The sequence below is a fragment of the Sunxiuqinia sp. A32 genome, assembly GCF_052690465.1.
The window spans coordinates 506,077-529,364 of sequence record NZ_JBQYLI010000001.1 but is presented as its reverse complement, the minus strand read 5'-3'; the positions used below and the strand labels follow the sequence as shown (position 1 = coordinate 529,364).

Sequence of the window (23,288 nt, the reverse complement as noted above, 5' to 3'; positions counted from 1 at the left end):
CTCCCAATTAAATGTTTGTATTTGATCTGTTTTTCCCTTTTCCTCCCTGATTATTTCCTTTATTTCCCTGACAGTTACCACTACCTTTTCCTCGGCCTTGTCCTTTTCCCTTGACACCAGACTTGCTATTTCCTTTTCCATCGCCTCTTTGAAATTTTCCTTGCCCAGTAGATGTTAAAGCAAGATATTGAACTTGTTGGCCTTTATTTAAAAGGTTTAAAACATTTGACTGATGAGTAGCTTTTGCTATATTCATTTTCTCGCGCAGCTCATTTTTCGTGCTCACGTCTGTCGTACTCCTTCTTTCATTTCGCAACTCGGTCATTTTTGCTTGATGGTCGCTACTTAATGTCACAATTTGCTCTTTTTGAGTATCACTCAAATCAGAAATTTGTGTCAGGCATCGGTTCCTACTACCAGTTGAATTTTGTGCATAAACACTTGAAAACATCAGAACCGCCATCACAACTCCTATTATTCCACTAATCTTTTTCATTGTTTTTAAATTTTTAATTATTTATTTCTATTGTATCTGAAATATTTTATTCTGGCCAGAAATCTTCAATTCAATTTATTTCAAACAATAGTTTATAATGATTTTACAGTTAAGACACGAGCCCGAAAAAAAACTTGCGCACCGTCTATTTTTTTTTCAAAAAAAATGCCCTGCAAGTTGCAGAGCATTCTATAAACCCATACTAATTGTATTAATCACGATTAAATCTTCCCTGTCTCCGTTGAGGTAATTGAATATTTTTCTCTGAGGATATTAACGATTGAAAAAGTTCTGACAGCTTTTCTTTTTCCTGCTCATTACAGGCTGAAGAAAGTTCGTTATAAAATGAATAGGTAATTTTTTTCAACTTAGTATGCTCTTCCCCTATTTGTTCTGAAATTCGATTTAAAACTAAAGTATCCGAATTATCCTTTGTCATCTCATTAACCAGATCTTCCCTCAGCGATTCCAAATTCAGCAATATCCATCGCGACTGCCTGTTGAAGTTCCTGTTTGCATCCCGAATGATGTCCATTTGCTGTTCCTGAAGTCCCAAATGTTCTTTGAAAAACCGAGCTCTTTTTTCGCCAGGTATTTCGGTTGGTTTTAAAGGTGCAATTTCCTGTGTGTCTTTTTTTGAAAAGTACATTACAGAAATAACCGTTGAAATATTGGTTGCCAGCAATATCACAACCAACCATGTTAATATTTTAGTTTTTGAAAACATTACTCTAAAGTTAATAAGAATTGTTCGATAGGCTCTTCATTCACCCCGTCAAAAGGAAGCAAGACTAATGCATCATTTTGCCCTGAGTTTGGTTGATGATGTAATTGCTTACCAATTTCGATTCCTCCTCCAATGCTAATAATTAAAAACAAAGCGAACAAAGCAGTTTGCAGAATTGGGGTCAATTTAAAAGTCCGTTTTTCTGCCGGCGCGTCCATTTTTGCTTTCAGTCGAGTAAAAAAGTAAGGATCGTTTTCAACCTCTTTCTCAGACAGCATTACAGTAAAATCCTTTTCCAGTTCCTGTAAATAAAACCGGCACCCTTCGCAATCTTTTAGATGAAGGTCAATATTAACTATTTGGCTCGCAGAAAGAGAACCTTCCAGGTAATAGACCAATTGATTTTTAACTTCTTTATGCTTCATCTCAGTTTGATTTAAATTTACGACACCAAAAACACTAAAAACTTGCGGACTTATATCCCCTTTTTATAACATTTATATAATTTCTTCTGCAAATTCAATTTTGCGCGATGAATAAGCGACTCTACTGATGATACTGAAAGACTCATGACTTCCGCTATTTCGCGATAAGACAGGTCCTCAATCTTGCTTAGGGTAAATGCTACCCTTTGATTTTCTGGCAAATCATCAATTGCCTTAAAAATATTTTTTCTTCGTTGATTATTTTCCGCTTCTTTATCCGGACGATACCCAGTATCATTAGTCGGCAGATCAAGCTCCTTTGTGCCAAATAGATTTCCACTAATCGATTGAAAAAGGTTACGCCGTTTATTGTCCCGTATAAAATTTAATGATTTATTGACGGCAATTCGATATAACCAGGTTGAAAGTTTTGAATCTCCCCTGAATTTTTCCACCGAATGATACACTTCAATAAAAACTTCCTGTGCTATATCCTGAGCATCCTCAATTGAATGCACCAATCCCTTACAGGTGTTGACAACCAACAGCTGATAATCATCAACAAGCCTTCGAAAAGCCTGTTCTTCGCCATTTTTTATAGCATTAATTAACTCCGAATCATTCATCATCTAAAAACAGATGCCTAATTGACACAAATTACTGAAAAAACTTGCTGGAAAAATACAATTTAGATTCAGAAGTTTTCAACGCCTACTTTTTGCGAGTAAAAAATCAGTGTTAAAGTGATGTTGTGATCAAGATGACTAAATCTCAATCCAGAATTTCTGAAAAATCCATCATTTCAGCATCCTGAGAATTTTCAGCTACTTTTTGATCTGCACAGATAATTGTTCTTGCTGGAAATTTGTTCAAAATTGGATAATCATGCGTGGCCATTAAAATGGTTTTCCCTTGCGCATTGATTTCCTTGAAGATACTCATTAGGTCCTCTGAAGTTTCCGGATCAAGGTTTCCGGTAGGCTCGTCTGCCAATATTATTTCCGGATTATTTAAAAGCGCCCTAGCGATAACCACTCGCTGCTGTTCACCACCCGATAATTCATGAGGCATGCTATTGAGTTTGTCCTTCATGCCCACCTTTTCAATCATTTCATGCACACGATCTTTTATCGATTTATCATGTTTCCAGCCAGTCGCCTTCAACACAAAAGCCAAATTTTCATAAATATTCCGATCGGACAACAACCTAAAATCCTGAAAAACCACTCCAAGCTTTCTTCTAAGAAATGGCACCTCAGACCGTCTAATTTTTTTCAAGTCAAAACCGGCAACATTAGCTTCGCCGGCAAATAAATCTAATTCAGCATTTAAAATTTTAATAAGGCTGGATTTTCCACTCCCAACTTTTCCAATCAAATAAACGAATTCACCTGCTGCAACTTGCAAGTTCACATTGGTGAGGATCAATTTGTCTTGCTGAAATACATCGACATTTTGAAGAGAAATAATTGGTGCGTTTTCCATTTAATTAGAATTTTCTACACCTACAAAACTAATTTTTTTTACCCAATCAAATAATAATGAGAGGAAATAAACAGTTTCTTGTTAAGAAATCAGCTTCTTATTGCGGTAAAAACGAGAACAGATTAATTATTTTAGCCATTCAAATTAAAACAACGTTTATGAAAGCAAGACGTTTTCTGCTTATTATATTCGTTTGCTGTCTTTCAGGGATCACCCTGGCACAGCAGACAAGCTACTATCCATCGCTTATTGCAGATGTCCAAAAAGCCAAAGAACTTTTCAATAAAAACAAATTCATAGCAGCTCAACAGCAATTTGAGAAAATTGACAAGCAAGCAGACAAAGGCTCAGAAATTCAGTCTGAAGCCAGATATTACCAAGCATTGTGTGCACTGCGACTTGAAAATGAGAACAGTGAATACCTGGTTGAGCAGTTCATTCAAAAAAATCCGGAAAGCCCCTATTCAAACCGTGCACTTTTCGAACTGGGAAGCTATCATTTCAATGAAGGTCACTATGGAAAACTACTCAGTACCTATCGGAAACTTCGCCCATTGAGGCTAACAAAAGAAGAGCAAGTGAAAGTTCATTATCAGGTAGGATATTCATATTTTCAAACCGATAGACTGCCTCAAGCAGAAGTTGAGTTTTCAAAAATTAAAGACACCAACAATTTATACGCAGACCCTGCAAAATATTATTGGGCCCACATAAAGTATTTGCAGGAAGATTACAATGCTGCACTTGACGAATTTAAAAAGCTGGAAGATAATCCAGCATTTGCCGGTGTGATTCCATTTTACATCAGCCAGATTTATTACAAACAAGAAAAATATGCAGAAGTAGTAGAATTCACAATACCATTGCTTGAAACTGCAAAGAAAGATCAAAAAGCAGGACTTGAAAAAATTATTGGAAATTCATATTTCCATTTGAAACAATTCGACAAAGCAATTCCTCATCTAGAATACTATTTTGCTGAATCAAATAGCAAACTACGAGAAGAAAACTATATGCTAGGGTATTGTTATTATATGAACCAGCAATATGCCAAAGCCATTGAGCCACTGGAAAATGCATCTAAAGGTAAAGATGAATTGGCTCAAAATGCCTATTACCATTTAGCAGACTGTTACATAAAGGACGGCAAACATGATAAAGCTAAGTTTGCATTTGAAGCGGCATCTGAATTAGATTTCAATGCGGAAATAAAAGAAGATGCGCTATTCAATTTTGCGAAAATAACCTACGAATTATCATACTCACCATTTAATGAAACCATCAAGGCATTTGATAAATATATTTCACTCTATCCAAATTCTGAACGAAACGATGCTGCCTATGATTATTTGGTAAATGTTTACATGAGCACCAGCAATTATCGGGATGCTATTGCTTCCATTGAAAAAATTCAGGTTAAAAGCACCTCTATAAAAAAGGCCTATCAAAGAGTAACTTTCTATCGAGGATTAGAGCTTTTCAATAACCTTGATTATCGTGGAGCAAATCAGTTATTCGATACCTCATTGAAAAACGGACAATATGATAGTAATCTGAAAGCTGCAGCCATTTACTGGAAGGCAGAAGCAAATTACCGATTGGAAGAATATAACACTGCAATTAATGGCTTCAACCAGTTTTTAAAAACACCTGGTGCAATTTCGCTACCCGAATATCAAACTGTTCATTACAATCTTGCTTACTCATATTTTAAATTGAATGACTATAAGTCGTCATTGCCACTGTTTGAAAAATTCATTTCCAACAATATCGACGATCGTTCAGAGAAATTGGCGGATGCTTATAACCGACTGGGAGATTGCTACTTTATTGACAGAGACTACAGAAATGCCATCAAGAGTTATGAATCAGCTTATCAACTAAAATCATACGATCCTGACTATTCTTTATTCCAAAAAGCAATTTGTTTGGGAATCGACCAAGAGCAGGAGCAAAAAATAAGTACTCTGCGCACCCTTGTTCAAACCTACCAAAAATCAGCAATGATCGATGATGCTCTTTATGAATTGGGACGAGCTTGTGAAAGAAATGGACAATCCAAAGTTGCATCTGGATATTATAGCGATTTATTGCAAGAACATCCGCAAAGTGTTTATCGCCCGAAAGCCTTATTACAATTAGGATTGATTAATTATAACTCCGGCGAGTTCAAACAATCAATGACCTACTACAAACAAGTGGTAGAACAATATCCGGAAAGCGAGGAATCGCAAGCAGCATTGCTGGGGATTAAAAACAATTATGTAGAAATGAATAATGTGGATGGATATTTTGCCTATACCAAACGATTGGGTTCTGGCGTTCAAATATCTGTTTCCGAACAAGACTCACTTAGCTATTTGGCTGCAGAAAAGCTATACATGTCCAGAAGCACGCAAGCAAAAGAGCAACTGGAAAAATACCTTCGCCTCTACCCTTCCGGCAGTTTTGCCATTAATGCTCATTTCTATTTAGGAGAGCTACGCTATCAGGAGAAACAATTTTCATTGGCGCTAAACGATTACGAATATGTTTTGGATCAATCCGATAACATATTTACAGAGCCTGCTCTTTCCAAAGCGTCGGAACTGCAATATAATGCAGCCAATTACCACGAGGCATTGACATACTTTGAGCGACTGGAAAAAACGTCCAACACCAAGTGGAACCTGTTAAAAGCCAGAGCAGGTAAAATGCGCTGCTACTACGAATTAGCAAATTATGAGGAATGTATTAAAGCATCAAAAAGTCTTTTGAGTTCCGACAAACTAACAGATATATTGAAGCGGGAAGCAAATTTCAAGCTAGCAAAAAGCTACTACCACACCAACCAACAAACACAAGCATTGCCGGTGTTAGGAACGCTGGCAGAGGATACAAAATCCATGGAAGGTGCGGAAGCCAAATACCTGATTGCTGAAATTCTTACCAGCCAAAATAAGTTACAGAATGCAGAGGAAGAAATCATGGATTTCATTTCCAAAAATACCCCACATCAATTTTGGTTGGCAAAGAGCTTCATTTTGCTCTCGGATATCTATCTGAGCCAGGGAGATGAATTCCAAGCTTTACACACGATTAAAAGTATTGTTGAAAATTACCCGATTCCTGATGATGGCATTGTAGAAACCGCTACCGCCAAACTTAACCACCTTGAAAAACTTCAAGAAAGCCAGCAACAGCAGCAGGGTGAACCTATGAAAATTGACATCAACCAACAGTAATTGAAAAATCAGACAATATGAAAAAGTCATTCATTTTATATAGCTTCCTAATCATTTTTGGAAATTCAGTTTTTGCTCAGAAAGACAGTACTCAACTCAAACAAGAGGTTGAAGTTGTAAAGGCATATAAACCCAGCATCTCTGACGCTTTCAAAATAAACGATATTCCACAAATACAGGATGCAACAGCAAAAAAGCCCCAATTCAATTATCAGATTACACCACAACCTGTATTTACCACTTTCCCAACAGAACCATTACAGGCTGCTCAGATGGTCGGAGAACCAAAAGCCAAGCAAGGAAAGGGATTGTTAAAATTGGGAATTGGGAACTACCAAACTCCATATGGTGAATTTTTCTTCAACACCAAGGCTGGTAAGAAAACTGATTTTGGACTTCATTTTAAACACCTGTCATCGAATGGGAAAGTGAAGCTTATTAATACCGATCGGGTTGATGCACCTGAGAGCAACAACTTAGCTGAGATGTTTACCAAACACTATTTTCGAAATTCATCATTAAATACGCGATTATTTTTTGACAGAAAAGGGTATACCTATTACGGATATGCTGGAAATTTCATGACTGATGAAGAGAAAGAAATGCTAATACCACATTGGCAAGAAAAGCAGGCGATGTCGAAAGGAGGCTTGCAATTAAACTTATTCAGTAATGAAGATCGTCGTTCTGAGACAAATTACATGGTCAATATGAATTACCAGTACCTTGGTTCCAAAACAGGGCAAACAGAGCATTTTGCGCAACTAGGGACTAATATGGGACACGATTTTGATTCGTTTAAAGGTCTGCTTGATGCATCCGTTACCTATTTAAAAACAGATAGTATCTTTAACAATACGAGTGATGCCTACGGAATAAAGCAACAGATATTGCTACAAATTAAACCATCCATATTATTTGAGGCAGAGACTGCTTCATTAAAAGCAGGAATTAATTTATTCACCATGCTGGATGACGATTCAGATGCACGGCTTCTGATAACACCTAACATCTATGCTGACTGGTGGCCTGTTGAAGGAGTTTTGGCGTTGTTTGCAGGTGCAGATGGTTACATCAAGCACAATCATTACTCAGTTATAGCTGAAGAAAATCCATTTGTTGATCCATATCAGGACGTTGAAAACAGCGAGTATCAATACATCCTTTTCGGAGGGATTAAGGGACAATTGACAAAGCGGTTAAATTACCGTTTTCAGGTTGATTATTCTTCAATCAAAAACCAGCACTTTTATGTACTCAACAATTTTGTGAAACCAGAAAATGAAACAGAGCTTTCCTCCCTCAACAACACGTTCGATGTTCAATACGATGATCTAAAACAACTTACTCTCAGAACAGAACTATACTATACAGCTTCAGAACTGGTGAATTTTCATCTGAAAGGAAATTTCTATTCGTACGATTTAAACACCTTGGAAACTGCCTGGCACAAGCCTGGATTCGATCTAACATTATCTGGCATGATTCATCCAGAAGGTCCATTTAGCTTTTCAACTGAAATCTTCGTAGTTGGAGAACGAAAAGCTCCTGTCGTTACAATTAATCCATTAGCGAATTCAACGACAAGCGTATACACCATTGAACCAGTCATTGACCTCAATTTTGGAATGGAGTATCAATACAGTCCAAAACTTAGTTTTTTTGGTCGTGCAAACAACTTTGCATTTCAAAAATATGAGAGTTGGCTCGGCTACGCTCAACAAGGTTTTAACCTTCTTATCGGGCTTAGTTATTCCTTTTAAAGAACCGAATTTTTAGACATCAAATTAGAGAAAAATCAGGCTCATTCCCCCGAACCTTATAACAAGCTGAACTACTGTGTTTTGTTTCTCAACAAAATGTTGAAAACTTTAGTATTTGCAAGCATTTCAAGTACATCAACTTAAGCATTTTTTTACTATATTTGCATGTTATGTATCGAAGGCGAAGAACGATGAGTAATCAATTGAAATTTAGGTACCTGTCAACAAATAAAACCAATTCAAAAATTACGTTTTTGATGACTGATTTTTAGCAATCAGTTATCTTATTTTTATTTGATTGTGCCGAGGCATAAAAGGATTATATTTTGAACAAACCAAACATACAATAGATGAGCGAATTAGAAAATAAACCAACCAATGGAAATGGTAACGGAAACTATTCAGCAGATAGTATTCAGGTATTGGAAGGTTTGGAAGCCGTGCGCAAACGCCCGGCGATGTATATTGGTGATGTAAATGAAAAAGGATTACACCACCTGGTTTACGAAGTAGTTGACAACTCCATTGATGAAGCTTTGGCTGGTTACTGTAACAACATTGATGTTATTATTAATGAAGACAACTCAATATCAGTTACTGATGATGGCCGCGGAATTCCAACGGAGAAACATACCAAAGAGAACAGATCAGCTCTCGAAGTCGTTATGACCGTTCTTCATGCTGGTGGAAAGTTTGACAAAGACAGTTATAAAGTTTCCGGTGGATTGCACGGTGTTGGTGTTTCCTGTGTGAATGCATTGTCGTCTGTACTAGTCGCAGAAGTTCACAGAGAAGGTAAAGTATGGATGCAGGAGTATCATCGAGGAGTACCTCAATATGAAGCTAAAATTCTCGGCGATTCAGACAGAACCGGAACAATTGTCACGTTCACTCCTGATGACACTATATTTTTAACGACCACTTATAAATATGAAATATTAGCAGCACGTTTGCGCGAATTGGCATTTTTGAATGCAGGTATTCGGTTGAGTTTAATTGACAAACGTGTTCAGGATGAAGAAGGGAATTATAAATCAGATATCTTCTTTTCGGAAGAAGGATTGAAAGAATTTGTTGAGTATCTCGATGGAACCAGGGAAAGGCTGATTGATGAAACCATTCATATTTCTTCTGAAAAAGCAGGAGTACCAGTTGAAATCGCTCTTCATTACAATACTTCATTTTCGGAGAACATTCATTCCTATGTGAATAATATCAATACCATCGAAGGAGGTACTCACTTAACTGGTTTCAGGAGAGGTTTAACCCGAACGTTGAAAGGCTATGCAGAAACATCAGGCATGCTTTCCAAGCTGAAATTCGATATCAATGGCGATGATTTCCGTGAAGGGTTGACTGCAGTTGTTTCTGTAAAAGTACAGGAACCACAATTTGAAGGACAAACAAAAACAAAATTGGGTAACTCCGAAATTAGTCTGCCTGTAGATCAGGCTGTAAGCGAGATGCTTTCAAACTATTTGGAAGAAAACCCAAAAGCAGCAAAAGCAATTGTAAATAAAGTAATTCTTGCTGCTACTGCCAGACATGCTGCTCGCAAGGCAAGGGAATTAGTTCAACGTAAAAATGTATTGTCCGGAAGTGGACTTCCAGGAAAATTAGCCGACTGTTCAGATAAAGACCCAGCAAATTGCGAAGTTTATCTGGTTGAGGGAGACTCTGCAGGTGGTACGGCAAAACAAGGTCGTGACCGTAAATTCCAAGCTATTCTTCCTTTGCGTGGTAAAATTCTAAATGTGGAAAAAGCCATGCAGCACAAAGTTTACGAAAGTGAAGAAATACGAAATATATTTACCGCTTTAGGCGTAACAATCGGTACAGAAGAAGACTCAAAGGCTGTTAATCTTGACAAGCTTCGTTATCACAAAATCATTATCATGACGGATGCCGATGTGGACGGAAGCCACATTGCCACTTTGATTATGACATTCTTTTTCCGATTCATGCCAGATCTAATTAAATCCGGGTATTTGTATATTGCTACTCCTCCACTCTACTTAATCAAAAAAGGTAAAAGAGAGTCTTATGCATGGAACGACCAGCAACGCCTCCGCTTGATTGATGATTGGGCTGATGGCAAAGAAAGCAATGTCCATACTCAACGATACAAAGGTCTTGGTGAGATGAACGCACAGCAACTATGGGAAACCACCATGGATCCTTCCGAAAGGACGCTTAGGCAAGTAACTATTGAGAATGCCGCCGAAGCTGACCATGTTTTCAGTATGCTAATGGGAGACGAAGTTCCCCCTCGCCGGAAGTTCATTGAAGATCACGCTGTCTACGCGAATATTGACGCATAACAATTATAAAAAAGTCATCCTTCATTAAGGATGACTTTTTTATAATTGATACTTTATTCTTGCTTTTATATCCGGAATCCAGCAACCAGAATCATGTAATTATGAAAATCTGTATTTTTTCTTCTTCCAGCAACGCTATTGCTTCAGTTTATATGGATGAGGCAATTAAGCTTTCCCGAATTATTGGTCACCAAAAACACACGTTAATAAATGGTGGAGCCAATGTTGGATTAATGGAAACCGTACTTAAAGAAGCTAAAAATGCAGGCGCAAATACCATCGGAGTAATTCCTGAAAAATTAAACGGTCATAAGTTGGCCTCGGAACATGCTGATGATTTAATCGTCTCTAAAGACATGATGGAAAGAAAAGCCATCATGCGAGAAATGTCCGATGCATTTGTAGCTCTCCCTGGTGGCTTTGGAACCTTGGAAGAAATCCTGGAAGTGATTACTTTAAAACAATTAGACTATCATAGCAAAGCTGTTGTTTTCCTAAACAGCAATGGTTTTTATAATGATCTATTCAAGCAATTCGAACGCTCATTCGAAGAAAATTTTGCAAAAACCAGCTACCGAGATTTATATTATATCGCCAATTCAAGCGAAGAGGTAATGGAATATTTGAATAGCTACACTCCTCCCCAGCCTGTCAATAAATGGTATAAAGTGCCAGAAAAGTAATTAAGCCCCCCATCATCTTTCAACTTATCTACTTTCTGTCGCTAAAGAATCGCAACATTATTACTCTTATGTCTTCTTTTTATTTATTCTAAATTAAGTCTTCACGTTGAAATATCTACATAGTTACATGTTTGTGTGGTGTTTTTTTTAATATCTTAAAGCCTTGACAGGAAACCTTTAGCCCCTGTTTTTGTTAAGGAAGTTGAAAAAACTTCTATAGCAAATAAACACGTTTAAAAAACCATTGATATGTTTGATCTTGAATTGATTAAAAAAACCTACGGGAATTTTGGCCCCCGTATAAACAAAGCCAGAGAGGTATTAAAAAAGCCATTAACTCTTTCCGAGAAAATTCTTTATTCCCATCTGTTTGATCCTGAGAAAATTCAGGAATTCAAAAGAGGAGTTGATTATGTTGACTTTGCACCAGACCGTGTGGCAATGCAAGATGCGACTGCTCAGATGGCCTTACTCCAGTTTATGAATTCTGGAAAGGAAAAAACTGCTGTCCCATCCACCGTTCATTGTGACCATCTAATTCAGGCACAAGTTGAGGGATTAGCAGATCTAAAACAAGCCTTAAATATTAATAAGGAAGTTTTTGATTTTTTAGAGTCCGTATCCAATAAGTATGGAATTGGATTTTGGAAGCCAGGAGCTGGGATTATTCACCAGGTAGTGTTGGAAAATTATGCTTTCCCGGGTGGAATGATGATTGGAACCGATTCTCATACAGTTAATGCTGGTGGTCTTGGAATGGTTGCCATTGGAGTTGGTGGTGCCGATGCAGTTGATGTCATGGCAGGAATGGCTTGGGAATTAAAATTTCCAAAGTTGATTGGCGTTAAGCTTACCGGAAAACTAAGTGGGTGGACAGCCCCTAAAGATATTATTTTAAAAGTAGCAGGCCTCCTGACCGTAAAAGGTGGAACTGGTGCCATTATTGAATATTTTGGAGAAGGTGCAAAATCGCTTTCTGCGACAGGAAAAGGAACTATATGTAACATGGGTGCAGAAGTTGGAGCGACCACTTCTACATTTGGGTATGATAATTCCATGGAACGCTATTTACGAGCAACAGGCAGAACTGAAGTGGCTGATTTGGCAAATGGCATAAAGGATCATCTGACAGCGGACGATGAGGTATATGCAAATCCTGAGAAATATTTTGATCAGCTGATTGAAATTGATCTGAATAAATTAGAGCCACATATTAATGGACCATTCACGCCAGACCGAGCTACACCAGTTTCTAAAATGGCGGAAGAAGCGAAGAAAAATGGCTGGCCAACAAATATTGAAGTTGGTCTAATCGGATCGTGTACAAACTCATCTTATGAAGATATTTCCAGAGCTGCATCACTAGCAGAACAAGCAGTAGAAAAAGGCTTAAAAACGAAATCTGAATTCACTATAACGCCGGGTTCTGAACAGGTACGGTACACCATCGAACGAGATGGATTTATTGATACTTTTAATAAGATTGGAGCAAGTGTATTCGCCAATGCCTGCGGGCCATGTATTGGACAATGGAATCGCCCGGGTGCCGACAAAGGTGAAAAGAATACGATCATTCACTCTTTTAACCGAAACTTTTCCAAACGTGCCGATGGCAATCCTAATACTCACGCATTTGTTGCCTCTCCAGAATTAGTAACTGCATTAGCCATTGCTGGTGATTTAACGTTCAACCCATTGACGGACACTTTAACCAATGAAAAAGGTGAACAGGTAAAACTGGATCCTCCTACTGGATTCGAGTTGCCTTCGAATGGATTTGAAGTGAAAGATGCTGGTTACCAAGCTCCAGCCTTAGACGGATCTAATGTTGAGGTAAAAGTATCACCAGATTCAAACCGACTGCAACTTTTAGCAGGTTTCGAACCGTGGGATGGAAACAACATTACAAATGCCAAATTATTGATTAAAGCCGAAGGCAAATGTACCACAGACCACATTTCAATGGCTGGTCCCTGGTTGCGCTTTCGTGGTCATTTGGACAATATTTCCAACAACATGCTGATTGGTGCAGTTAATGCCTTCAATGGAGAAACTAACAAAGTAAAAAACCAGTTGACAGGTGAATATGATGAAGTGCCAAAAGTTCAACGTGCATATAAAGAGAAAAAGATTCCGACAGTAGTTGTTGGAGATCACAATTACGGCGAAGGCTCTTCCCGTGAACATGCAGCCATGGAACCACGTCACCTTGGTGTAATAGCCGTTATTGTAAAATCATTTGCTCGTATCCACGAAACAAACTTGAAAAAACAAGGAATGCTTGGATTGACATTCAATACAGAAAGTGATTATGATAAGATACAAGAGGATGACACATTCAACTTTGTTGACTTGAAAGAGTTTGCACCAGGCAAACCTCTCACACTGGAAGTTGTTCATTCAGACGGCTCGAAAGATAGTATTGTGTTAAACCACACATACAATCAGCAACAAATTGAATGGTTCAAAGCGGGATCTGCTTTGAGTCTAATTAAAAAACAAAATTCATAACTAATCAATAAATACACCCGAAAAATGAAAAAAATCGATGTATTAAATCCAGTGGTGGAGCTGGATGGAGACGAAATGACCCGGGTTATATGGTCGTTTATCAAAGAGAAACTTATTTTTCCCTACCTCAACCTGAATGTTAAGTATTACGATTTGGGCATGGAAAAGCGTGATGAAACTGACGATCAAATAACAGTTGACGCTGCCAATGCCATTAAAAAGTATGGAGTAGGAATTAAATGTGCCACCATCACTCCTGACGAAGTACGTGTTGAGGAATTTCAATTGAAACACATGTGGAAATCTCCAAACGGAACCATCCGTAACATATTAGGTGGAACAGTTTTCAGAGAACCCATTTTAATTAAAAACATACCACGATTGGTGCCCGGATGGAAGCAGCCAATCTGTATTGGTCGTCACGCTTTTGGGGATCAATACCGAGCAACGGATTTCCTGACCAAAGGTAAAGGGAAACTCACTATCACTTTTACACCAGAAGACGGAAGTGAGCCTCAAACCTATGATGTGTACGACTTTGAAGGAGATGGTATTGCAATGGCCATGTACAATACCGACGAATCTATTACCGGATTTGCACATGCATGTATGAATCAGGCTTTGGCAAAAAAATGGCCACTTTATATGTCAACAAAAAATACTATTCTTAAAAAATACGATGGTAGATTTAAAGACATCTTCCAAAAGGTTTTTGAGGAAGAGTATAAAGATCAGTTTGAAGCTGCTGGTATCACCTATGAACACCGCTTGATTGACGACATGGTTGCAGCAGCAATGAAATGGGAAGGCGGTTTTGTGTGGGCATGTAAAAACTATGATGGTGATGTTCAATCCGACACAGTTGCTCAAGGATTTGGTTCTTTAGGATTAATGACTTCAACATTGATTACTCCGGACGGTCAGACAATGGAGGCTGAGGCAGCCCATGGAACTGTTACCCGCCATTTCAGACAACACCAACAAGGGAAACCGACCTCTACCAATCCAATTGCATCTATCTTTGCGTGGACCAGAGGTTTAGCATTCCGTGGAAAACTTGATAACAACAGCGAACTTATCAATTTTGCAGAAACGCTCGAACAAGTTTGTATCGAAACTGTTGAAAGTGGCAAAATGACTAAGGATTTGGCGCTTATTATTCACGAAAAAGATTTGAAAGAGGAACATTACCTGACCACAGAAGAATTCTTAAGTGCAATCGATGAAAATCTTCAAAAGAAGCTGAACTAGACTTTTGAAACAGATCAATTCCAAGTCTGGAACAAAATATATTTATGGAGAACACTATTCAAACACACAATGGCAAGCTGGAAGTCCCTGATAATCCCATCATCCCTTTTATCGAAGGAGATGGTATTGGCAGGGATATTTCTGGTCCGAGCCACCAGGTCATTGATGCTGCGGTGCAAAAAGCTTACGGTAGTTTAAAAAAAATAGTTTGGAAGGAAGTTCCTGCCGGAGAAAAGGCGTACAAAGAATTGGGAAGTTATCTGCCAGATGAAACATTGGAGGCTTTTAAGAAGTACCTTGTGGGTATAAAAGGGCCATTGCAAACACCTGTTGGCGGAGGCATTCGCTCATTAAACGTTGCATTAAGACAAACATTGGATTTATACGTTTGCCTACGACCAATACGATGGTTTAAAGGAGTGCCGTCCCCTATACGCTATCCATCTTTAGTCGACATGCATATTTTCAGAGAAAATACGGAAGATATTTATGCAGGCATTGAGTTTATGACTGGAAATGAAGACGCTAAAAAATTCCTGGATTTCCTTGTTAATGAAATGGGGTCTACGCAAATCCGCTTTCCGGAAACAACCTCTTTTGGGATCAAACCGGTATCGAAAGAAGGATCTGTAAGATTAATCAAGGCTTCTATAGAATACGCTATTGAACGGGGTTTGCCATCAGTAACACTGGTTCACAAGGGAAATATCATGAAGTTTACTGAAGGTGCTTTTAAAAACTGGGGCTATGATTTAGCAGAAACTGAATTCAAAGATCAGGTTTTTACCTGGCGCCAGCTTGAGAAGATTCAATCAGACAAAGGAAAACTTGATGCAGATAAAGCACTTAATCAAGCTAAAAAAGATGGAAAAGTAATCATCAAGGATGTAATTACCGATGCCTTTTTACAAGATAGCCTACTGCATCCATATGATCATTCTGTAATTGCAACAATGAACCTAAATGGTGATTACATCTCGGATCAATTAGCTGCAATGGTCGGTGGTATTGGTATTTCTCCCGGAGCAAACATCAATTACCAAAGTGGGTATGCCATTTTTGAAGCTACGCATGGAACTGCTCCAACAATTGCAGGAACAGGAAAAGCAAATCCAAGTTCTTTAATCCTTTCAGGCGTTATGATGCTTGAATACTTAGGATGGAATGAAGCTGCTGAACATATTCTTGATGCAATGGAGCACACTTTTGCAAAACGAAGAGTGACCTCTGATCTGCATGCAATGATGGAAGGTGCAAGCCTGGTCTCTACCACTGAGTTTACTGATGAAATTATCAAAAATATTCATTAACTTAATAGCAGAAAAAAATAATAACTAAAATAATAAAACGATGGAATACATTAAGAACCGATTTTATCAAAAGGCCAGTAAATGCACATCCGAATATCAACGGTTGAAGCAAGACCATTCTGATAAAGTTATCGCTGAGGTTACATTAGGCCAGGTAATGACTGGTATGAAAGGCGTACCAAGCTTAATTACCGATACCTCTAAACTGGACCCAACAACAGGAATCCGTTTTCGAGGATACACAATCCCTGAAATTAGAGAAAGGTTACCGCGATTGCATCCGGATGGGGAACCTCTTCCGGAAGGCCTGTTTTACCTCATGCTGGTTGGTGAAATTCCAGATAGAGACGATGTCCTAAACATCAGTAAAGACTGGGCAACAAGAGCTTATGTGCCACAGCACGTATTTGATGTTATTGACTCTCTGCCAAAGAATTCCAGGCCGATGACTCAATTTAGTGCAGCAATTTTGAGCATGGCAACAGACTCAATCTTCCAAAAAGCTTATCGCGCTGGAGTCCACAAAAAGCACTATTGGGACACCACTTATGAAGATGTAATGAACTTGATTGCAAGGCTACCAAGAATTGCAGCATATATCTATCGTCGTAACTTTTTCAATGATGATCACATTGAACCGGATCCAAGACTGGACTGGGCGGGAAACCTGGCCCACATGATGGGACACAACACTGAAGAAGTAAAACGATTACTGCGCCTTTATATGGTAATTCACGCTGATCATGAAGGAGGTAATGTTTCTGCTCATGCTACTCACTTGGTGGGATCTGCCTTGAGTAATCCATATTATGCTTATGCTGCCGGAATGCTCGGATTAGCTGGACCATTGCATGGATACGCAAACCAGGAAGTAATTAACTGGATCTTCGAAATGATACAGGAACTCGATACTGAGAATCCAACTGAAGAACAAATTGTTGCTTATTCAGAAAAAACACTGAAAGAAGGAAGGGTCATTCCTGGATATGGACATGCAGTTCTCCGTCAAACAGATCCACGCTTTACAGCACAACAAGAGTTTGCTAAAAAATACATCAAAGATGATCCACTAATCAATATTGTAAATACTCTTCACAGAGTTGTTCCTCCAATTTTGGAAGCCACAGGTAAAGTGAAGAATCCTTGGCCAAATGTTGATGCCTATTCTGGTTCATTATTGTATCACTACGGACTGAAAGAGCACACATTCTACACTGTTTTATTTGGTGTATCCAGAGCTCTCGGCGTACTTGCTTCCTTAACAATGGATAGATTATATGGGCTTCCTATTGAGCGTCCGTCTTCTTACCCATTAAAGTGGTACAAAGAGAAAGTAAATGACACCACTACTGAAGGTTGTTAAAACACAAAATTGACATTATTATATTTAAAGCTCTCAATTGAGAGCTTTTTTCATGTCCTTTATTTCCCTATGAAATTAACTTTTATACGTAATTAATGTAACAAATCTGCTTTTCAGTAGTCTTTTAAGAATATATAGCTAGAACCCGAACCAATGAAAACTCTAAGCTCACTCATTCTACTTAGTATCCTGATACTGAATTGCAGTGCCCAGAATTTCCCATTAAAAAAGTATACCACTAAATATCTAGGAGACGATGAAATTACTATAGATGGTAATCCAAACGAGATTGCATGGGCAAAAGCGAGTTGGCTCAACGATTTTATACAATTTGAACCTTACGAAGGAATCGCCCCAAGTCAAAAAACAGAATTTGCTATCCTCTACGATCAAAACTATATATATGTAGCATTTATAGCTTACGATTCAAGTCCGGACAGCATTGTTCAAAGAATGACAAGAAGAGATGCGATGGATGGAGATTTTGTTGCCATTCAATTTGACTCCTACCATGACAAGCGCACTGCTTTTAGCTTTTTGGTTAGTGCAGCTGGAATCAAATCTGAGTTTATTGTAAGCAACGATGGAGAACGGGAAGATAAAACCTGGGATCCAATCTGGTGGGTAAAAACCAGCAATGATGAAAAAGGTTGGTATGCAGAAATGAAAATTCCGCTAACTCAACTCCGATTTGAAGAATCAGACGACTACACATGGGGACTACAAGTTGGCAGATACGTGTTCAGAAAAGATGAATTGAGTCTGTGGCAGCAAGTATCTAAAAAGCAATCCGGATGGGTTTCTCTTTACGGTGAATTAACTGGATTGAAAAATATCAAACCACAAAAAGTCCTTGCAATAATGCCTTATATTGTAGCAAGAACTGATCGATTTGAAAAAGATGCCAGTAATCCATTTACTGCAACAGGTAAAGATAGCAAGCTAAATGTTGGACTAGATGGAAAAATCGGTCTCACAAACAACCTGACAATGGATTTCACAGTTAATCCGGATTTTGGGCAAATTGAAGCTGACCCATCTGAAGTAAATCTAACAACCTTTGAAACTTTTTTTGAAGAAAAAAGACCCTTCTTCATTGAGGGTAAAAATATTCTGAATTTTCCACTAATGTTTGGAGACGGCGACCTTGCTGATGAAAATCTCTTTTATTCCAGAAGAATTGGTCGTCGCCCACATCACACTCCCGATATTGATGATTCTCACTATATGGAAATCCCTGAATTTACAAGCATTGCTGGAGCAGCCAAGATTACTGGAAAAACTAAAAATGGTTTATCTGTTGGATTCCTGGAAAGTGTTACAACAGAAGAATTTGCCAATATCAGTAACGGAATTGCTTATGAAGAGAAAGTTGAACCACTTACAAACTACATGGTAGGTCGCATGCAGAAAGATTTCGATGAAGGCAATACGGTTATTGGCGGAATGTTTACTGCTGTAAATCGAAAAATAAACGACGACCATCTCGATTTCTTACACACTGCTGCATATACAGGAGGCTTTGACGTTGTGCATAAGTGGAAAAATAAAATTTGGGAAGTCAGCCTAAGCTCATATTTTAGCCATGTTCAGGGAAGTGAGGAAGCAATCACTGAAACTCAAAAATCATGGACACACAACTTTCAGCGTCCTGATGCAAATCATGTTAGTCTTGATACAACCAGAACCAGTTTAACCGGACAGGGAGGAAAATGTGTACTCGGAAAATTTGGAGGAAAATTTAAGTTCATGCTTGCTACAGCTTGGAAATCTCCCGAGCTTGAGTTAAATGATATTGGTTTTATGAGACAAGCTGATAATATCATGGAAGTAGTTTGGATTGGTTACCGAATCTACGAGCCATTTTCAATTTTCAGAAATTACAGTATTAATTTCAATCAATGGTTAAACTGGAATTTCGATGGTGAGCAAACGGGGCCCGGCGGAAATATTAATATGCATATGCAATTTAAGAATTACTGGTATTTAAGCATGGGTGGAAACATTAATGGAGAAAGCTTGGAAACCACAGAGCTTAGAGGTGGTCCTGCACTTTTAACACCTGGATATAAAAATATATGGGCATATATAGGAACCAATGAACAAAAGAAATTATCATTCGATTCTCATTTTAACATTTTAAGGGGAAACGAGAAAAACAACTGGAAACATGAAAACTACAGTGTTGGATTCAAATATTTACCTACCAAGAACTTAAAAATCACAATTTCGCCAGAATACAGTATCAACAAAAAGGAGTTACAATACATTGATCAGTTTGAACACAACTCAACGACAGACTATATCTTCGGAACCATCGACCAGAAGACTCTAAGCATGTCAATCCGGTTAAACTACAACATCACTCCTGACCTTAGCATCCAATACTGGGGACAACCCTTTATTGCTTCAGGCAAATATAATTCGCTCAAAAAAATTACAAATAGCAGAGCCAACGACTACACAGATCGATTCCATACCTTTACAAACGAGGAAATACAATTCAATAGTTCCAACGATTTATACTCAATTTTCAAAAGCGGTGCTGAAGAACTGTACACAATCGAAAACCCAAATTTTAACGTGAAGGAATTTTTATCCAATATGGTCGTTCGCTGGGAGTATCTCCCTGGATCAACCTTATTCCTGGTTTGGTCTCAAAATAGAAATCAGGATGATTCCTCAGGAAATTTCAACCTTAAAAATAACCTTGACGAATTGTTTGACACGAAACCTTATAACGTTTTTCTCTTGAAATTATCCTACCGATTTGGAAGGTAATTTTCGTGATCTCTCATCATGCAGAACAAAAAATTGTTAGCAACTCCATCTTTAAAAGACACAAAAGTCTTCTTTAGAACCTACAAATACTGATATTCTGTGGGTTACCAACAATTGTTAATTTCTCCGGTGAATTCATCGTTAATTTAAAACCCAAAAAACACTTGACTCAAGTAACTAATCTTTAGTACTTTTGATTGTATCAGGTGAGCGATAAAAGACTGCTCCGGAGACGTGGAGGCGAAAAAGGTTCTTAGCTGAACACAGATCAAATCAATCAAACCTTCGGGTTTGCACGAACAAAGGAGCCGAAGTTTAAGCCACAAAAGACCCGTTCTTTTAAAGCTTGATTAAAATGAAATTCATGAAAATGAAAAGTAGTTTTAAGATTGACAATTACTTCCACGAAGGAATTCCATTCCGGAAAGAAGGTTTGATGGAATAAGTTTCGGCTTCAGACTATCAAACTGGGAATAGCGAAATCGTAAGACCTACCTATCCCAACCGTTGTCAAAAACTCCGTCTTGGAAAGTTAACCGCAAGGAAAACTGAAAAGACATCCTTGAAAAACAGTTGTAAAAGGCCGTTTGAAAAGGAACAGGGCATTGAGTACGAATTTCGATTCAGAAAAATAGCCAGTCAAAATAACAGTAGCCTGACATGGAAAACAACTTCGGTTGTTGGAAGTGAATGGGAGCTATTCAGACCGAGTGGTTCCCATTGTTGTTTTTTAATGAATTCAATTGCCTTCTGTTCGCTTTCATGGATCTTGCTTCAAAAATCAAAAATCTGTAATTGATCTGTTTACAGTTAACATTAATTTTACAAAAAGGGCTTATTCCTTAGACCCCTTTTAAATAACTTTTAGGTTACATTCAAAGAAAGATTAATTTCTATATTTGCCGCAAATTTCAGAGCGCAATCTATTCTAATTTTCAATTATGAAACAAATCAAATACATTACTCCCGAAGAAGCAGTTAAAGTTATAAAATCCGGCGACCGTGTTCATCTTAGTAGTGTGGCTGTTACTCCACACACGCTAATAAAACCAATGGTTGAGAGAGGACGTAACAAAGAAATTTTCGATGTTAAAATTCAGCACATCCATGTTGAAGGAACCGTAGAATACGCCAATCCTGAATTCGAAGGAATCTTCGTTTCTGAACAATTCTTCGTTGGTGGAAACCTTCGCAAGCAGACTCAAGCAGGTTATGCGGATTATATTCCTGTTTTCCTGAGTGAAACGCAAAAACTAATTCGTGAAGGTTATTTAAAGGTAAACGTGGCAATGATCATGTGTTCAACTCCAGACAAACATGGCTATGTGTCACTTGGAACTTCTGTGGATGCAACATTGGCTGCTATTGAATGTGCAGATGTTGTAATCGCAGCAGTCAATCCAAATGTACCACGTGCTTGGGGTGATGCAATGGTTCATATTGATGAGATTGATTTATTTGTAGAAGACGATATTCAGCTATATGCTCATGACATGGCACCGTTAACTGATATAGATATTGCTATTGGTAAAAATGTAGCAGAATTGGTTGAAGATGGTGCTTGTTTGCAAATGGGTATTGGAGGAATTCCAAATGCAGTATTAGCCCAACTTGGTAACCACAAAGATCTTGGTGTACATACTGAAATGTTCGCTGATGGTATCCTTCCTTTAGTTGAAAAAGGAGTTGTTACCGGGAAACACAAAAAAACAGACAAAGGCAAAATGGTTGCATCATTCCTGATGGGATCAAAAGAACTTTATGATTTTATTGATGACAACGCACGTGTTGCCATGATGGATGTAGCACATACAAACAACGTTCATATCATTCGTCAAAATGACAAAGTAACGGCTATCAATTCTGCATTGGCAGTTGACCTTACCGGACAAGTTTGTGCAGATTCAATTGGAATCAAACATTATTCAGGTGTAGGTGGTCAAATTGACTTTATCCGTGGAGCTGGTCATTCGAAAGGAGGAAAACCAATTATTGCATTACCATCAGTAACTGCTAAAGGAGTTTCTAAAATATCTCCTATATTAATACCTGGATCAGGTGTTGTAAGTACTCGTGCAAACATGCACTGGGTAGTGACTGAATACGGTGCAGTTAACCTTTATGGAAAAACACTGCAAGAACGCGCACGTCTTTTAATATCTATTGCTCACCCCGAACATAGAGAAGAATTAGACAAAGCCGCCTTTGAACGGTTCGGTCCCCATTTTCACTATGTAAGTGAACAGGTTCAAGCTTAATAAAATCAAGGCAGGGGGTTCCCTGCCTTTTTTAATACGTGTAAGTTATCGATATTAAATAATTCTAAACTATTTAAATAGCTCACAAACAGCCGCAAGTAGTATCTCTTTAATAAATTACTTTTGTTCATTATTTATTTTTCACAGAAGAAAAACTTGCAGAAATTTTCGAATTTTTGAGCCATTTGTTTAAAAAGATTTTATCAATCGATACATTTGCACATTCAAAACAGAGAACTATATATATCAACTATATTTAACAACAACCAAAAAATGGAAGTATCACATATTGAACACATTGGAATTGCAGTAAATAGTCTTGATGAGGCTATCCCTTACTACGAAAAAGTATTAGGAATGAAGTGTTATGCCATCGAAGAAGTAGCTGATCAAAAAGTAAAGACAGCTTTCTTTAAAGTTGGAGACACAAAAATTGAATTATTGGAATCAACTGATCCAGAAGGACCAATTGGTAAATTCATTGAAAAAAAAGGTCAGGGAATCCATCACCTTGCTTTTGCCGTTAAGGATGTCAACCAGGCGTTAAGCGAAGCAGAAGAAAGTGGCGTGAAACTAATTGACAAAACAGCCAGAAAAGGAGCAGAAGGCATGAACATCGGGTTCCTTCATCCAAAATCAACCCTTGGAGTATTAACCGAATTTTGTGCTGAATAAAACCTGAAAACATTT

At 38.1% G+C, this 23,288-nt stretch carries 16 protein-coding genes; 11 read left to right on the top strand and 5 right to left on the bottom strand.

Going from position 1 to position 23,288, the window contains the following annotated elements:
- Window positions 1–7: 7 nt before the first annotated feature.
- From ACUNWD_RS01975 to ACUNWD_RS01955, 5 genes are all read right to left on the bottom strand, one after another.
- Window positions 8–496: a hypothetical protein gene (locus tag ACUNWD_RS01975; RefSeq protein WP_445586080.1), complete on the bottom strand. Its 489-nt coding sequence runs from the start codon at window positions 494–496 to the stop codon at window positions 8–10.
- Window positions 497–707: 211 nt separating this feature from the next.
- A complete protein-coding gene (locus tag ACUNWD_RS01970; RefSeq protein WP_445586079.1) occupies window positions 708–1,223 on the bottom strand; it encodes a hypothetical protein in 516 nt (171 codons plus the stop codon).
- Complete coding sequence (locus ACUNWD_RS01965) at window positions 1,223–1,648, bottom strand: anti-sigma factor family protein (protein WP_445586078.1); 426 nt, start codon at window positions 1,646–1,648, stop codon at window positions 1,223–1,225. Before ACUNWD_RS01965 ends, ACUNWD_RS01970 begins: the two co-directional genes overlap by 1 nt.
- Window positions 1,649–1,698: 50 nt before the next feature.
- Window positions 1,699–2,277, bottom strand: a complete 579-nt coding sequence (locus tag ACUNWD_RS01960; RefSeq protein WP_445586077.1) for an RNA polymerase sigma factor — start codon at window positions 2,275–2,277, stop codon at window positions 1,699–1,701.
- A 142-nt stretch (window positions 2,278–2,419) separates the two neighbouring features.
- The gene (locus tag ACUNWD_RS01955) at window positions 2,420–3,133 is read right to left on the bottom strand and encodes a cell division ATP-binding protein FtsE (protein WP_445586076.1); all 714 of its coding nucleotides are present in this window, start codon (window positions 3,131–3,133) and stop codon (window positions 2,420–2,422) included.
- A 158-nt stretch (window positions 3,134–3,291) separates the two neighbouring features.
- On the opposite strand from ACUNWD_RS01955, the gene ACUNWD_RS01950 reads away from it, so the two are divergent.
- The 11 genes from ACUNWD_RS01950 to mce all read left to right on the top strand — a co-directional run bounded on the left by ACUNWD_RS01950 (window position 3,292) and on the right by mce (window position 23,273).
- Window positions 3,292–6,357 carry a tetratricopeptide repeat protein gene (locus ACUNWD_RS01950; protein WP_445586075.1) on the top strand — a complete coding sequence of 1,022 codons (3,066 nt, stop codon included), beginning with the start codon at window positions 3,292–3,294 and terminating at the stop codon, window positions 6,355–6,357.
- Window positions 6,358–6,374: 17 nt separating this feature from the next.
- Complete coding sequence (locus ACUNWD_RS01945; RefSeq protein ID WP_445586074.1) at window positions 6,375–8,120, top strand: hypothetical protein; 1,746 nt, start codon at window positions 6,375–6,377, stop codon at window positions 8,118–8,120.
- 350 nt (window positions 8,121–8,470) lie between these two features.
- Window positions 8,471–10,441, top strand: a complete 1,971-nt coding sequence (gyrB, locus tag ACUNWD_RS01940) for a DNA topoisomerase (ATP-hydrolyzing) subunit B (RefSeq protein WP_445586073.1) — start codon at window positions 8,471–8,473, stop codon at window positions 10,439–10,441.
- Between the two features lie 101 nt (window positions 10,442–10,542).
- Window positions 10,543–11,124: an LOG family protein gene (locus ACUNWD_RS01935; protein ID WP_445586072.1), complete on the top strand. Its 582-nt coding sequence runs from the start codon at window positions 10,543–10,545 to the stop codon at window positions 11,122–11,124.
- A gap of 249 nt (window positions 11,125–11,373) precedes the next feature.
- The gene (locus ACUNWD_RS01930; protein WP_445586071.1) at window positions 11,374–13,635 is read left to right on the top strand and encodes an aconitate hydratase; all 2,262 of its coding nucleotides are present in this window, start codon (window positions 11,374–11,376) and stop codon (window positions 13,633–13,635) included.
- 24 nt (window positions 13,636–13,659) lie between these two features.
- Window positions 13,660–14,886, top strand: a complete 1,227-nt coding sequence (locus ACUNWD_RS01925) for an isocitrate dehydrogenase (NADP(+)) (protein ID WP_445586070.1) — start codon at window positions 13,660–13,662, stop codon at window positions 14,884–14,886.
- Between the two features lie 44 nt (window positions 14,887–14,930).
- Complete coding sequence (gene icd, locus ACUNWD_RS01920) at window positions 14,931–16,196, top strand: NADP-dependent isocitrate dehydrogenase (protein WP_445586069.1); 1,266 nt, start codon at window positions 14,931–14,933, stop codon at window positions 16,194–16,196.
- Window positions 16,197–16,236: 40 nt separating this feature from the next.
- A complete protein-coding gene (locus ACUNWD_RS01915; protein WP_445586068.1) occupies window positions 16,237–17,559 on the top strand; it encodes a citrate (Si)-synthase in 1,323 nt (440 codons plus the stop codon).
- 153 nt (window positions 17,560–17,712) lie between these two features.
- Entirely contained in the window at window positions 17,713–20,340 is a 2,628-nt protein-coding gene (locus tag ACUNWD_RS01910) for a DUF5916 domain-containing protein (RefSeq protein ID WP_445586067.1), read from the top strand.
- Window positions 20,341–21,281: 941 nt separating this feature from the next.
- Window positions 21,282–22,598, top strand: coding sequence for an acetyl-CoA hydrolase/transferase family protein (locus ACUNWD_RS01905; RefSeq protein ID WP_445586066.1), 1,317 nt, complete (start codon window positions 21,282–21,284; stop codon window positions 22,596–22,598).
- Between the two features lie 273 nt (window positions 22,599–22,871).
- Window positions 22,872–23,273, top strand: a complete 402-nt coding sequence (gene mce / locus ACUNWD_RS01900) for a methylmalonyl-CoA epimerase (protein WP_445586065.1) — start codon at window positions 22,872–22,874, stop codon at window positions 23,271–23,273.
- Window positions 23,274–23,288: the final 15 nt, after the last annotated feature.